This is a genomic window from Novipirellula galeiformis (genome assembly GCF_007860095.1).
In the GTDB taxonomy this organism is placed as follows: Bacteria; Planctomycetota; Planctomycetia; order Pirellulales; family Pirellulaceae; genus Novipirellula; species Novipirellula galeiformis.
The window spans coordinates 805,830-819,308 of the sequence record NZ_SJPT01000003.1; the positions used below are offsets into that span (position 1 = coordinate 805,830).

The window sequence follows — 13,479 nt, forward strand, 5'->3', positions numbered from 1 at the left end:
CTTTGGATTGTCACTTGGCTAATCTGCCTGTGGCGAGTACACTTCGCACTGAAACCTCTCTATTTTGCAAAATTTATAGCGGTTCATGGCCGAGAATAAGCGAGTAACGTTGATTTTCCCAATGAGAATGTCTCATTTTGAACAAGAAACGTTTTTCGGCCAAACGGGATTTCTGATTGCAGAGTTGGACCCTCTTGCTACCCCGTTGAAATGGTGTCGGCACATTCGTCGCACTTCATTGCTGCCAACTATCGGTTGTGTTAACCGCTCTGGAAAGCTGCCGGCGTCGACGATTTGACGCTCCGGATTCTGTGACTTTCTTGTTTGTCCAGAGTTACCGCCTTCACAAGCGGTTAGATGATTTCACCGACGGCGACCAAGCAACCAAGTTTGGTTCGAGTTGGCGGAGTCTCACACAATCATTGTTCCATCCCCCCTCAGAGATGAACGCGTTTGCATTGATGCATCGCATTTGTCACGCCTTTTCCGCAATCCGTGGGTGGGCAACTAGGCTTCGGTGGATCTTAAAAAACAACCTTCCTAAGGACCCCTTTTTTGAAGACATTTGACGAACTCGATTTGATTGCCCCCCTGAAACGTGCGATTTCGGACGAGAACTACACGACCCCCACTCCCATCCAAGCTCAAACCATTCCCGCTGCCCTCCAGGGGCGCGATGTGCTTGGGTGTGCCCAGACGGGAACGGGAAAAACCGCTGCCTTTGCACTGCCGATCTTAAATCTGATTGGCGCCGAGCATCGCAAAGCGGCTCCCAATCGACCGCAGGTCCTTGTCCTTGCCCCCACTCGTGAGCTTGCGATCCAGATTGGGGAGAGCTTTGCCACCTATGGCAAGCATTTACGTCTGCGTCACGTCCTGGTTTATGGCGGTGTCAGCCAAGGCAACCAAGTGCGTGCTTTGAACCGCGGTGCCCATATCTTGGTTGCCACTCCAGGGCGTTTAATCGACCTGATGGACCAAGGGCACATCGACCTGCGACAGCTAGAAATGTTCGTCTTGGACGAAGCCGACCGCATGCTCGACATGGGCTTTTTACCCGCACTTCGCCGCATCATTAGCGAACTGCCTCAACGGCGACAATCGCTGTTCTTCTCAGCGACCATGCCGCCCAAAATCACCGACCTTTCACAGAGCCTGCTGCGGGATCCCGTGACGGTGAACGTGACGCCAAAGTCCACCAGTGTGGAACGGATCGAGCAACAGTTGTATTTCGTCGAAAAAGGCGGAAAGCAGAAGTTGTTGGAAAAAATCATTGGGGGCGAGAGTGCCAGTCGTGCGATTGTCTTCACTCGCACCAAGCGTGGCGCAAACGTGTTGGCCGAGAAACTCGATAACAACGGCATCCGAGCCGTCGCGATTCACGGCAACAAATCACAAAGTGCACGCCAACGAGCCCTCGAAGCGTTCCGACGCAATAAGGTGCAAGTGCTTGTCGCTACTGACGTTGCGGCTCGCGGCATCGACATTGATGGCGTCACCCATGTGGTGAATTACGACATTCCCAACGAGCCTGAGAGCTACGTGCATCGCATCGGTCGCACCGGTCGAGCGGGTGCCGAAGGGATCGCAATTTCGTTCTGTAGTGACGCCGAGCGGGGCGAACTCCGAGAAATCGAAAAATTTATCGGGATGAAATTGCCGCTGGCGCCGGACCAACCTCCGCAACAGCCACGTGATCCCAATGCCCCGAAGAACCCGCAATCCAAGGGTGCACGGCGCTCCCCCTATCGTGGCGGCGGTCGCGGCAAAGGCGGGAATTACGGTGCCTCGGGCGAGCAAAGTAACGCAGGACGTCGCCCCCGACGCAAGCAACGCGCCAAGCAAATCAACTAAGTTCGCCGGGTAAGCCGGTCGCCTTGTTGGCGAAATACACGGCAAAACAGGCTAATTCGCCTTCGGCACACGCTGCCGAAGCTGGACGAGAAAACGATCCTTTAGGGAGAGAGACTATCGCAAAAAATCAAAATACATTCGCTAAACGACAACGCGAAATGGAAAAGAAGTACAAGGCTCAGGAAAAGCTGAACCGACGTGCCCAACGTAAACTTGACCAGGAAAACGGTGTCGTCCCCGTCGTTGTTGAAGACGAAGATTCCCAGGAAGATTCCGATATCGACATTTAATGGCAGCATCAGACGAATAGATTTGATATAATCGACCCCGCCCAGGGATGGTAATTTACCTACTCGGATGGAGTCACTAAAGTAGACCCCGGTGCAGTTCAATTCGCGAGAACGTTTCCTGTGATTGAGAACGGCACAATTGTTTTGAGAGTATTGGAAGAGAAGAGATGGCAGAAGGCAAAATCAAGCGAGTTACTGATAAGGGGTTTGGTTTCATTGAAACAGATTCCGGTAGCGACATGTTCTTTCACAGTTCGGCTTTGGAAGGCGTCAACTACGACGACCTTCGTGAAGGTCAACTCGTTTCGTACAACGTTGGAAGCGGACCGAAAGGCCCTCGCGCTGAAAATGTTCAACTACTTGAAGACTAGTTGATCGCTTCAGTCGATTGTTAAAATAGGCACCGAGAGCTGCAAAGCTCTCAGTGCTTTTTTTATGCGCCGATCCGTAGCTTCTCATCGTGCACACCCTGCCCGCACGGATCAGATCCAGCTCAACAACTTGACCAACAAAGGCCCCAACAGGGTGATCAGCACCAAGGCAACCGGATAGGCTGCGACGTAACTCGTCACCGGTTGACTCGATTCGGTAGCACCGGTCAAAACCGCCAACCCCGGTGTCGATGTCATTCCGCCGCAAGTCGCACCAAGCGTTTGCAAGAACGATAAACGAAAGACGAATTTTGCCAAACCGAAGCCAGCCAGCAGCGGCATGCCGACAATCGCCGTCGCCGCAATGACGAGCGTCGCCCCATGTTCGGCCAATACGGGGCCCACGTTCTCGCCAGCTTTAATTCCGGCGTCAGCCAAGAACAATGCCAATCCCCCTTCGGTCATCAAGAGCATCGCCGCCGCTGGGAACGCACCTCGCACGGGACCGATTTTCCGAAAGTGTCCCAGCAACAGCCCAACGATCAGCGGTCCTCCGGCGATTCCAAGTGAAATCGATACCCCCGACAGATCCAAAGTGGCGTTTCCGATAAAGATCCCCGCGACGATCCCAAGAACGACCGACAACAGGTCTGTTTCATTCAAGGTACGAGGCCGGTGTCCGACGATCGATGCGATGCGGGAAAGGTTGGCGGACTCGCCGACCAACGTTAACCGATCACCGAATAAAATTCGGGTTTGCGAGGAAGGGACAAACTCGATTTCGTAACGGCGGATTCTGGCGACCGTGACCCCGTAGCGTGAGCGAAGTTTCAACGACTTGAGCGTATGCCCATAGATCTCCGGCGAGGTGACGACCACTGTTTTACGTTCACGATCGGCATCGAGAACGGCGTCTTCTCCTTCATGCAAAACACCGAGCGTTTCAGCGACGCGAGCGACCTCGGAGTACTCACCAAGCAACATCACGCGATCACCGATGGCGAATCCATAGTCCGGTGGCGTCGGTGTCCATCTCGAGTCGACTAAGACCCGCGAAATTTGGCAGCGAGAATCGGATAGCACCTCGACTTGACTTGGTCGTTTTCCCACGATTCCGGGATTGACGACCTCCACCAATCGCCGCTGGATTGACGTCCCCTGCCGCGCATCGGAATCGCTGCCCGCCGCCGCCGGGGCAATCGATTCCGGCGAGTTCCATTTGAATGCGAGCTGCACAAACAAGACGACTGCAATGATCCCAACGGGATAAGCGACCCCGAATCCGACCGCGACCGCGGCGGGATCCTCCACCGATTCGCTGATCGCTCCAAGCGCCGGAGTGCTGGTCATCGCCCCGGCCATCAAACCGCCTGCCAAGTCCCCGGGCAGGTCCAAAAGCTTGGCACAGCCCCAGGTGACTGCAACCCCGGTCACCACAATCATGGCACCGAGAGAGGCCATCACCTTGCCATGTGATGCCAATCCACGAAAAAAGGTCGGTCCCGCAGCGATGCCGACGCAGTACACAAAGAGGGCCAATCCGAGCGTTCCGAACCCATCGGGAATCGTCCAGCCCAAGTGGCCCGCGAGCAAAGCCACGAACAGAATCGCCGAAGTACCGAACGAAATCCCGAGCAGCGACAGTCGGCCGATCGCCAACCCCATCGCAATGATGCAAAGTAGTACAACGAGCGGAGTCATCCGGGGTGCCTTCCTAGCTGAATACAAAAGGTAAATCAGCGAGTGTTTCTAGCGGATTCGTCCACTCGTTACGAGTGTGTTTTGACTTGGGGATCGGTCGCACGACCGATGTAGGTCATTTACGGGCAACATGCAGGACTTTGAGAAGACAGCTCACTAACAATTGATAACATTCACCGCCAGCCCGCCGAGACTTGTTTCTTTGTACTTCGATTGCATATCGACGCCGGTTTGCCGCATCGTCTCGATTACCTTGTCGAGCGAAACACAGTGTTCACCGTCCCCATACAAAACGGCCAACCGAGCGGCGTTGATCGCTTTGACCGCCCCCATCGCATTGCGTTCAATGCAGGGCACCTGAACCAACCCCGCGACTGGATCACAGGTCAGCCCAAGGTTGTGTTCCATGCCGATTTCTGCGGCGTTCTCAATCTGAGCCGGCGTCCCGCCCATGACCGCGGCAAGCCCGGCGGCGGCCATCGAACAAGCAACGCCGACTTCGCCCTGGCAGCCCATTTCCGCTGCGGACAAAGACGCGTTGCGTTTGTAAAGCATGCCAATCGCCGCGGCGGTTCGCAAAAACGTGTGAATCGCTTGGCGGCTGACGTTCGGAGTGAAGCGATCGTAAAACGCCAACACTGCAGGGATTACCCCCGCAGCGCCGTTGGTAGGTGCAGTCACGACGCGTCCTCCGGCTGCGTTTTCCTCATTGACCGCCAGTGCAAAGAGGGTCACCCAATCGATGTTCATCAACGGATCGATTGCCAAGTTGGCGGCAACATTGTCGATACCCGAACGCAAATGCATCATTAGCTTTTGATAGATTCCCGGCGCGCGACGACGCAGGTTCAACCCTCCCGGCAACACACCCTCCCGATGACAACCGGTTTCAATACTGTGCTTCATCGCTTGCCAGATGTCTTCGAGTTGTTGTTCGATTTCCGCTGCGGTTCCAATAGCGAGTTCATTTTGTTGCACGAGCTCGCTAATCGTGAGCTCGTGTTGTTTGCAGAGCGACAACAGCTCAGCAGCGTTGTGAAACGGAAAGGGAACGTCCTGCTCGCGACTGAGCGGGTTGGATGAACCCGCAAGTTCTTTATCCTCAACGACAAACCCTCCGCCGACCGAAAGGTAGGTTTTCCTCAGCAACGTCCCCCCCTCCACGGACAACGCCGTGCAACGAATTCCGTTGGGATGCTCGGGCAGAAACGTATCACCTCGAAACACAAGATCCCGCTTCAGCTGAAAGTCCAGCTCGTGTTTTCCAAGCCACCGAAGCGTTCCGCTGGATCGGATTTTTTCAAAGCGCACGTCAATCGATTCGGGATCGACTGTGCGTGGATGTTCACCGCACAATCCGAGCACCGCCGCGCGGTCGGTACGGTGCCCAATTCCGGTCAGCGCCAAGGAGCCAAACAATTCGACAACGATTCGATCCACTCGCTCAGCCGCGACCGTCTCGTTGAGCTCCGTCACGAAACGCCGAGTTGCAATCATCGGCCCAACGGTATGCGAACTGCTTGGGCCAATCCCAATTTTCAACAGTTCAAACATGCTAATCATCGTCGCGAAATCCTCGTGCGGGGTCCTTGATCATGGTCAATGCAATGCCAAGTCGATATGGTGGCAGTGAACGTAACCGATACGTGCTCGTCGAGTAACCGAGATGGGCACGCCCCTTGTTCACCAACCTGTGCCGAGCGATGCTTGAGGGTGAGATTGGGGGGAGAGACGGTACCTGCCCGGCTCGCTAAATTCTGAAAACGCCCTGCGTCACGGAATCCATGTGTTCCTGATTCGATGTTCCTGATTTTAAGCGTGGGCCTGATTTTCAACGCGGGCTCGACTACCTTTCATTCTATCCGATCACGCTTTATACCTCGTTGACTTTGGAGCCCCTCCCCTTGTCCGTTGCCTTGACCATCGCTGGATCCGATCCATCCGGTGGAGCCGGTTTGCAAGCCGATTTAAAAACATTTCATGCTCACGGAGTTTATGGAATGAGCGTGGTGACATTGCTGACCGTGCAAAACACACAAACCGTCGACGCCATCGAAATGCTAACCCCTGATTTTGCACTCGCTCAACTGGCGGTTGTCCTGGACGATATTCCGCCGATGGCGGCTAAGACCGGCGCGCTTGGCAATGCCGCGATGATCGAAGCGATTGCCGCACGCGCATCGTCGTTTCGTTTTCCCTTGGTCGTCGACCCCGTGATGATTAGCAAGCACGGCGTACCGTTGATGGAGGAATCCGCCATCGCGATGCTGCGGCGATCGCTGTTGCCCCACGCCTTTCTGGTCACGCCCAACCAGATGGAAGCTGCCAGTTTAGCGGAAATCGACGTTTACGATTTGGAAACCATGGAAGCGTCCGCTCGGATCCTGTGCGAAAGGGGCGCGAAAAATGTGCTAGTCAAAGGGGGGCGGGTTGGCTCGGAATCAATCGATTTGTTAGTCACTTGCGATGGGGCATACCCGATCGGTGGCCCCTGGATTCCCACCCAAAGTACCCATGGCACGGGGTGCGTTTTATCGGCGGCAATCACCGCGCGTTTAGCCAAGGGCGAATCGTTGTGGGAAGCGGTCACCGGAGCCAAAAGCTTCATTCTCGATGCAATTCGCACTGCACCGTCCTTGGGTAAAGGACTTGGTCCTGTGAATTTGTTACAGTAATTCGAATGCGATGATCGGCTTGGTGTGGTGTCATCCCTTGTTCTGAAACCAAAAGGACCAAGCCTCGTGAAATTCATGCTCGACGGTCGCGTTCCCCTAACCACGGCGGTTACCAATGAGTGCTGCGGGGAATGAACGCGTCTCTTGCCTGACTCCGCTCGCTTGCACGTACATGGCGATCAAAGGGGTTGGGAGAGTGGAAAAAATGGAAAAAGGGATTCGGTGACTCAAATCAAAAGCGATGTGGGGCCAATTGTCGATGTGAATGCGACCGGATCTCGGGAGCAGCCGATTGAGGACCAAACTCCGTCGCGTTCGCCTCGGCGTTTGACGCAACGGTTGCAATTACAAAGGAATTTACAACCTGAATTGATGGATGATCCCGCGTTGCCACGCGGCGAACACAAGCTCGCACTCGCGGGGTTGGCACGGCTAAATCGTTTCAGCGGTGTTGCCGGAGTGATGTATCGTCAATTGCGCCGTATCGCTCGAGACCGCTCTCGCCCCTTGAGGATTCTTGATGTGGCCAGCGGGGCGGGCGACGTTCCCGTTCATTGGGCGCAACGCGCCAAACGAGAGGGAATCAAGATGCAGATCACTGCACTCGATATCAGCTCGGTGGCGCTCGAGGAGCAGCAACGGCGAGCCGCCCAGGCCGAGGTAAAGGTTCGCTCCGAGCAATGGGATTGCCTCGCCAAGTCGCTCCCCCATGGGTTCGATGTCGTGACATGTTCCTTGTTCATGCATCATCTTGCCGACCCTCAGGCGACGTTTCTGTTGCGTTCGATGCATGCGGCAACCGACGATGCTGTCATCATTTGTGATCTTGAGCGATCGAGCCTGAACTTGGGCTTGGTTGCCTTCGCAGCCAAGCTGCTGTCTCGATCGCACGTCGTTCATACCGATGCCGTGCTCAGCGTACACGGGGCGTACACTCGCAATGAGTTTTCGACCCTCGCCGAAGCCGCCCTCGGGGTTCCGGTTACGATTCGGGGGGCGTTTCCATGTCGCTTTATCGCGTCGTTCGAAAAAACGGTGGCGATGGACCGTTTGGGTGCGACGCGATGACCGGATCGACCGTCACATCGCAGCGAAAGGACTCGCGGGTGTTGATTATTGGTGGTGGCGTCGCCGGCACCGCGTGCGCGTTGCGACTGAGATCGCTGGGAATGGCGGTCGATTTGGTTGAAAAAGCGACCTTTCCCCGTCCCAAGGTTTGCGGCTGCTGTATCGGGGAAGCGGGGCTGCATGCGTTTTCGCAATTGGGACTACGTGACCGCGTTTGGGAACGCGCCGCAATCACCAACCGCTGGTCCGCTTCGCTTGGCGGTCGACGCATCGAGCTCGCCATTCCCGCCGGGGTGGCGATCTCTCGGGAAGTGTTGGATCCATTGATGTTGGAGTCGGCGATCGAAGCCGGCGCCCAGGTGACAACAAATTGCACTGCGAGGATCGAGAGTGTGGATCCTCGCTCCGTCTCGGTGAAACTCGAGCACAACGCCACGACGGTCACGGCGAACTATGAATGTGTGGTGATTGCGTCAGGCTTGCGGACGGGAGGCATGAAGGACTTGTTGCCATGGACCGAGATGCCGCGCGGCCCGTTTGGGGTTTCCTTCATGGCATCTTCGACAGACGTCGAGCCTGGCGTCATCTACATGGCGTGTAACAAGGATGGCTATGTAGGCATGGTCAAATTAGCCGATGGACGTGTCGATGTGGCTGCGGCACTAAACTCGGGGGCAACATCGGCCGCCGTCGGCACCCCGATGACTCGAGTGCAATCGATCCTTGCCTCCAGCCAGTTCGCCCCTGTGGTTTTGTCGGATCCAAGCACACTGATGACGACGCCGCCCCTGCGAAGGGCCAGACAAACCGGTAACGGACGGTTGCTTGCGATTGGCGACGCCGCCGGGTACGTCGAACCGTTTACCGGTGAAGGGATGACATGGGGCATGCAAGGGGGAATCGCGGCCGCTGAATTGATCGCGACCCAAAAGGGTCACCTGCAAACCGTCGGGGATGAGTGGAACCAAAAACTCGAGACATTATTGCGTAGCAGGAAGCGAACGTGTCGATTCGTCACCACGGCGTTGCGTTCACCCACCGTATGTCGAATCGCCGCCAACACGCTGACTTGGTTCCCAAGCCTAGCGACGCCACTGCTAAGAAGCATGAACAAGACCTAGTGCGACAACGTTAAAGATCGTGACCGCCGAGGGTCGCTCTCAATGGGGACGTGAGAGACGTCGCGGTGGCCGAGCCACGGAATGAGTCCTAATCGTTTTTCACCGCGATGATGGCGCCATATTGCATCGCACCGCTGCGGTAGGCATTCAAGAGCGTATCGAAGCCGTCAATGAACGCGACTTGATCCTTGTCGAGAAATTTGGCGATGTGACGAACGCCGGTGCGGGCGACACGTTGTTTGCAAATCTCCCACGTCTTTGCGGTTCGCTCGGTCCAGTCGACGTTCTCTCGGATCGTCAATCCCGCCGCTTCAATCCAGCTCGCATAGTCCTTGCGTGTTGCGAGTGACGGACAGACAAAACGCCGGCAAACCTCTTCGACTTGTGCACGATGGCTGGTTTGTGTCGTGTCTTCCCCCTCGAACCAAGCACCGATTGCCATTCGGCCACCGGGACGGAGCCAACGCGCTGAACGACGAAAGAACGCGGGTTTATCAAACAGATGCTCGGTGCACTCGATGCTCCACATGACGTCAAACGCATCGTCGGCAAACTCAATTGACTCCGCATCACCGGCAAGGAAACGCGTCTTGGTGGTGACCCCATGGAGTCGAGCGGAGAGGGACGCCCAACGCCGTTGCAACGGGCTGAGCGTGACTCCGGTGACGTCACAACCGCGGCGCTGGGCAAGTCGGATCGAGGATCCCCCCATGCCACAACCGATGTCGACAATGGTGTCGGTCGAGCTGATTTCGCACATCGCGGCGAGCGTATCGGTGAGCTGGCATTGGGCCTCCCCGGGAGATTCGTCTCCATTCCAAAGGCCGTGATGAATGTGGGGCCCCCAGAGCAAACGGTAAAAGAGCGTTCCCAGTTGATAATGAGCGCGAATGGTCGCCTTCTGAACACCTTGGACCACAATCATCGCGAGCTAAGCTCCATCACGAGGGAAATGACAAGGACGCCTCGATTACATTCGTAATTTTAGCTTTATCGCCCCCGCATCGCCATCAATTTCGGATTTCCCGCTGCGTTGCGAAACACCATCGCAGCGTCATGCGGGGCCCGCGTTTTGTCATTGGCGAGCGTGTCCGAACCGCGCCTCCCTCGCTCCCCCCCTCGTGAAATTGCGTTATTGCCGGCTTTCCTAGCAAGTCATAACCCGATGGGCCAGCGAGGGAAAAACTAGGGTTCTACACCCCGGCGGTACTTCCCATTAAGGTGTGGGACCGTGAACGAACTACTGAACCATTCTGAATAGAAGGCTGCGAAGCGAATGACGTCGTATGATGTACTTGGTGTTGGGAATGCATTGGTGGATATCCAAGCAAGAGTCGAAGATGCGATCCTCGGTGAACTGGCGATCGACAAGGGGATCATGACCCTCGTGGATGATCAACAGCAAGCGAGCGTGTTGAATCGGCTCAATGGACGTCCTTTGAACCGTTGTGCAGGTGGTTCGGCGGCGAACACCATCGTGGCGGTCGCCGAATTCGGTGGCACCGCAGCCTTCATCGCGAAGATTGGTGAAGACGAAGTCGGTGACTTTTTCCTGAAAGACATGCGCGACTTGGGAATCAAAATCGATATTGATCCGACCCCAGCGGCACCCACCGGAACCTGTGCCGTCCTGATCACGGACGACGCTCAGCGAACGATGATGACGAACCTGGGGGCGTCCGCAACGCTGCAAGCAACCGATATCGATGAGTCATTGATCAAGGCCTCTAAGTACGTCTACGTCGAAGGCTATTTGTTGACGGGTGAGTCGACCAAGGCGGCGGCTTATCGAGCGATGGACCTAGCCAAGCAGCACGGGGTGAAGGTGGCGCTGACCGCATCGGACCCCTTCTTAGTGAATATGATTCGCGACGAAATATGGGACTTGATCACCGGCCCCGTTGACTTGTTCTTCTGTAACGAAGAGGAAGCGAAAAGTTTGACTGGCGAGTCGGACCCCATCGCCTGTGCCGCAAAAATTCATCAGCATGCTGAAAATGTGGCGCTCACGCTCGGAGCCAAGGGCTCCCTTGTGATGCACGGTGGCGAAGCGTTTCCGATCGAAGGGGTCGACGTGAAAGCGATCGATACCACCGGAGCGGGCGATATGTACGCCGGTGCGATGTTGTATGCGATCACCAACGGCATGGATTGGCGACACGCGGGGCACTTAGCCTCGCAAGCTTCCGCGCGAGTGGTTTCGCAAATGGGCGCTAGACTGGACCAAAAGTTTACCGCGGCCGAGATCCAAGCGCTCAGCATTTTGAGCTAGGGATCGCGCCAGCGATACTGCATGCGGTCTAAACACCGCGTGCCTTGATTCTTTAGCCGAGGTCAAGCAGGCCTTGGCAAACGAGATGCGGGTGCATGACATGTTCGTGTTTGATGTGTGGCGAAATCACAGGGGCGTCCCCACCACAAAGGATCACGACGCGTTGCGGGGTGGCACCGTCGAATCCGCAATCGTAGTGAGCAATCAAACGATCGATCGATGCGGTGACACTCGTTAACACCCCCAACCGAATCGCTTGAACGGTATTGCGTCCGGGAATGGTAAGCGGATCGGCATTGGTCCAATCAATCGTCGGCAACGCAGCGGTACCCATCGTCAATGCGGTGGTTTGCAGGTTTAGCCCTGGCAGAATCGCCCCGCCCACAAAACACCCCGAGGCATCGACCAAGTCGACCGTTACGGCCGACCCCGCGTCGATCACGACCAACGGGACGGCGTATCGATTCCGTGCGGCGTAGGCACTGAGCAATCGATCGATCCCCACTTTATCGGGCGAATCAATCTCGATTGACATCGGTACGTCGCGATAGCTGATCGGACGCAGGGTGGCGTTTGGAAACGATCGTTCGACTTGTTTACAAAGCTGATCCGACGCACGTCGGTTCACACTGGCAATTCGCCACTCCTGTGGCGCAAGCGACGTCTCACCGCAATCTTGATCACGGATCCAATCGGCAATGCTCTCATCCCATCGCGGACGATCCAACGCAAACGATCGGCAGCTCGATTCGAGGTTCATTGCAAACGCAGGGTTCGCATCGGCCCCCTGCGGCCGGAGTGATAATTTGACTGCGGTATTACCCACATCGACCGCGATCACACCAGACGACCGCTTCACGTTGCGTCCTCAGATTTCGACTTCGACTTTTCAAGCGACGTTTCGAGGTCAAAGTCACGCGGAGGGTTTGCATCGGAGAGCATTGCGGTGGCACCCGACAAGTGCGGCGGCAAACGCCTCGGCGGCTTAGGTGCTTCATCGGAATCGGACACAACTTCCGACACGACTTCGGCGACCGGCGCGTTTTTGTTTGCTTTGGCCACCAACAGTGCATTGCGTCGCTTTTGCACCCGTTCCATGATTTCGTTTTTTAATTCATCAAGCCCCTCTCCATTGAGGGCGCTGATCATACGAACTTGTTTTCCGGTGGCATCGGCTAGCGCTTGACGCAATTCCTCAGCCCCCTCCATCTCCGACTTGCTGACGACCAAAATCTCCTCACGATCACCAAGAGATGCATCGTACTGAGTCAGTTCGCTACGAATGGCGTGGTAGTTGTGAAGTGGATCGGTTCCGTCGGTCGGGGCGGGTTCCACGAGATGGACCAACAACCCCGCGCGTTCGACATGTCGCAAGAATTCGTGTCCAAGTCCAATCCCTTCGCTGGCCCCTTCGATCAAGCCGGGAATATCCGCCAATACAAACGAGCGTTCGATTCCAATTTCGACGATGCCGAGATTGGGATGCTTGGTCGTGAACGGGTAGTCGGCAATCTCGGGCCGCGCGCTGGTGATCCGACTCAACAAGGTGCTCTTGCCCGCGTTGGGCATCCCCACCAAGCCGACGTCAGCGATCGATTTCAACTCGAGGATCACATCGCGTGATTCCCCCATTTCGCCCATCGTTTTGTCACGTGGCGCTCGGTTCGTACTCGATTTGAACGACGCGTTACCGCGTCCTCCTTTGCCACCTCGGGCGACCACAAATTGATCGCCTGGCTCGGCCAAGTCTTTGATCACGAATCCATTGTCGGCATCAATGACGGTCGTCCCGGGTGGAACGAACAAACGTTGATCGCGCCCCCGTCGACCGTTTCGCATTGAACCTTGGCCGGGTTGGCCTTTGGTGGCTCGGTACATTCGCCGGTTCGCGAAGGCAGCCAATGAGTTGACGCCGTCGCGCGCCTCTAGGATTAAACTGGCACCTTCGCCGCCATCACCCCCGTCGGGGCCACCGCGTGGAACGAATTTCTCTCGTCGGAAACTCATACAGCCATCACCACCTTTGCCGGCGTGAAGCTCGATTCGAACGCGATCAACAAACATGTTGTAGGATTCTTACAGAACAGAAAAACGGCTGACCCCCGCAAAATGGAGGTCAGCCGCAGT

The 13,479-nt window shown here is 56.1% G+C and carries 12 protein-coding genes; 7 read left to right on the forward strand and 5 right to left on the reverse strand.

Annotated features, from left to right (window positions below; translation table 11 throughout):
* The first annotated feature begins 555 nt into the window (after window positions 1-555).
* From Pla52o_RS10850 to Pla52o_RS10855, 3 genes are all read left to right on the forward strand, one after another.
* Window positions 556-1,854, forward strand: a complete 1,299-nt coding sequence (locus Pla52o_RS10850) for a DEAD/DEAH box helicase (protein WP_146594595.1) — start codon at window positions 556-558, stop codon at window positions 1,852-1,854.
* Window positions 1,855-2,012: 158 nt separating this feature from the next.
* Complete coding sequence (locus Pla52o_RS27685; RefSeq protein ID WP_261343343.1) at window positions 2,013-2,144, forward strand: hypothetical protein; 132 nt, start codon at window positions 2,013-2,015, stop codon at window positions 2,142-2,144.
* A 167-nt stretch (window positions 2,145-2,311) separates the two neighbouring features.
* Entirely contained in the window at window positions 2,312-2,515 is a 204-nt protein-coding gene (locus Pla52o_RS10855) for a cold-shock protein (protein WP_146594596.1), read from the forward strand.
* 111 nt (window positions 2,516-2,626) lie between these two features.
* Here the strand turns inward: Pla52o_RS10855 and Pla52o_RS10860 are convergent, their stop codons facing one another.
* Together Pla52o_RS10860 and Pla52o_RS10865 are read right to left on the reverse strand one after the other, a co-directional pair.
* Window positions 2,627-4,216 carry an aspartate:alanine exchanger family transporter gene (locus Pla52o_RS10860; RefSeq protein WP_146594597.1) on the reverse strand — a complete coding sequence of 530 codons (1,590 nt, stop codon included), beginning with the start codon at window positions 4,214-4,216 and terminating at the stop codon, window positions 2,627-2,629.
* 156 nt (window positions 4,217-4,372) lie between these two features.
* A complete protein-coding gene (locus Pla52o_RS10865) occupies window positions 4,373-5,779 on the reverse strand; it encodes an L-serine ammonia-lyase (RefSeq protein WP_146594598.1) in 1,407 nt (468 codons plus the stop codon).
* A gap of 341 nt (window positions 5,780-6,120) precedes the next feature.
* Between Pla52o_RS10865 and thiD the strand changes: the two genes are divergently transcribed.
* The 3 genes from thiD to Pla52o_RS10880 all read left to right on the forward strand — a co-directional run bounded on the left by thiD (window position 6,121) and on the right by Pla52o_RS10880 (window position 9,080).
* Window positions 6,121-6,891, forward strand: coding sequence for a bifunctional hydroxymethylpyrimidine kinase/phosphomethylpyrimidine kinase (gene thiD, locus Pla52o_RS10870; protein WP_146594599.1), 771 nt, complete (start codon window positions 6,121-6,123; stop codon window positions 6,889-6,891).
* Between the two features lie 222 nt (window positions 6,892-7,113).
* Window positions 7,114-7,959 carry a methyltransferase domain-containing protein gene (locus Pla52o_RS10875; protein WP_231612251.1) on the forward strand — a complete coding sequence of 282 codons (846 nt, stop codon included), beginning with the start codon at window positions 7,114-7,116 and terminating at the stop codon, window positions 7,957-7,959.
* Complete coding sequence (locus Pla52o_RS10880; protein ID WP_197169162.1) at window positions 7,956-9,080, forward strand: NAD(P)/FAD-dependent oxidoreductase; 1,125 nt, start codon at window positions 7,956-7,958, stop codon at window positions 9,078-9,080. Before Pla52o_RS10875 ends, Pla52o_RS10880 begins: the two co-directional genes overlap by 4 nt.
* A gap of 88 nt (window positions 9,081-9,168) precedes the next feature.
* Here Pla52o_RS10880 and Pla52o_RS10885 read toward each other — a convergent pair whose 3' ends face one another.
* Window positions 9,169-10,005 carry a methyltransferase domain-containing protein gene (locus Pla52o_RS10885; protein ID WP_146594601.1) on the reverse strand — a complete coding sequence of 279 codons (837 nt, stop codon included), beginning with the start codon at window positions 10,003-10,005 and terminating at the stop codon, window positions 9,169-9,171.
* Between the two features lie 351 nt (window positions 10,006-10,356).
* Between Pla52o_RS10885 and Pla52o_RS10890 the strand changes: the two genes are divergently transcribed.
* The gene (locus Pla52o_RS10890) at window positions 10,357-11,352 is read left to right on the forward strand and encodes an adenosine kinase (protein WP_146594602.1); all 996 of its coding nucleotides are present in this window, start codon (window positions 10,357-10,359) and stop codon (window positions 11,350-11,352) included.
* A gap of 52 nt (window positions 11,353-11,404) precedes the next feature.
* Here Pla52o_RS10890 and Pla52o_RS10895 read toward each other — a convergent pair whose 3' ends face one another.
* Window positions 11,405-12,211: a type III pantothenate kinase gene (locus tag Pla52o_RS10895; RefSeq protein WP_146594603.1), complete on the reverse strand. Its 807-nt coding sequence runs from the start codon at window positions 12,209-12,211 to the stop codon at window positions 11,405-11,407.
* The gene (gene obgE, locus Pla52o_RS10900) at window positions 12,208-13,416 is read right to left on the reverse strand and encodes a GTPase ObgE (RefSeq protein WP_146594604.1); all 1,209 of its coding nucleotides are present in this window, start codon (window positions 13,414-13,416) and stop codon (window positions 12,208-12,210) included. Before obgE ends, Pla52o_RS10895 begins: the two co-directional genes overlap by 4 nt.
* Between the last annotated feature and the right edge of the window lie 63 nt (window positions 13,417-13,479).

Excerpts from the sequence above, each read along its gene's own strand:
- Pla52o_RS10865 (WP_146594598.1), bottom strand. The coding sequence starts at position 5,779 with ATGATTAGCATGTTTGAACTGTTGAAAATTGGGATTGGCCCAAGCAGT.
- Pla52o_RS10860 (WP_146594597.1), bottom strand. The coding sequence starts at position 4,216 with ATGACTCCGCTCGTTGTACTACTTTGCATCATTGCGATGGGGTTGGCG.
- Pla52o_RS10890 (WP_146594602.1), top strand. The coding sequence starts at position 10,357 with ATGACGTCGTATGATGTACTTGGTGTTGGGAATGCATTGGTGGATATC.
- Pla52o_RS10855 (WP_146594596.1), top strand. The coding sequence starts at position 2,312 with ATGGCAGAAGGCAAAATCAAGCGAGTTACTGATAAGGGGTTTGGTTTC.
- Pla52o_RS10880 (WP_197169162.1), top strand. The coding sequence starts at position 7,956 with ATGACCGGATCGACCGTCACATCGCAGCGAAAGGACTCGCGGGTGTTG.
- Pla52o_RS10885 (WP_146594601.1), bottom strand. The coding sequence starts at position 10,005 with ATGATTGTGGTCCAAGGTGTTCAGAAGGCGACCATTCGCGCTCATTAT.
- Pla52o_RS27685 (WP_261343343.1), top strand. The coding sequence starts at position 2,013 with ATGGAAAAGAAGTACAAGGCTCAGGAAAAGCTGAACCGACGTGCCCAA.
- obgE (WP_146594604.1), bottom strand. The coding sequence starts at position 13,416 with ATGTTTGTTGATCGCGTTCGAATCGAGCTTCACGCCGGCAAAGGTGGT.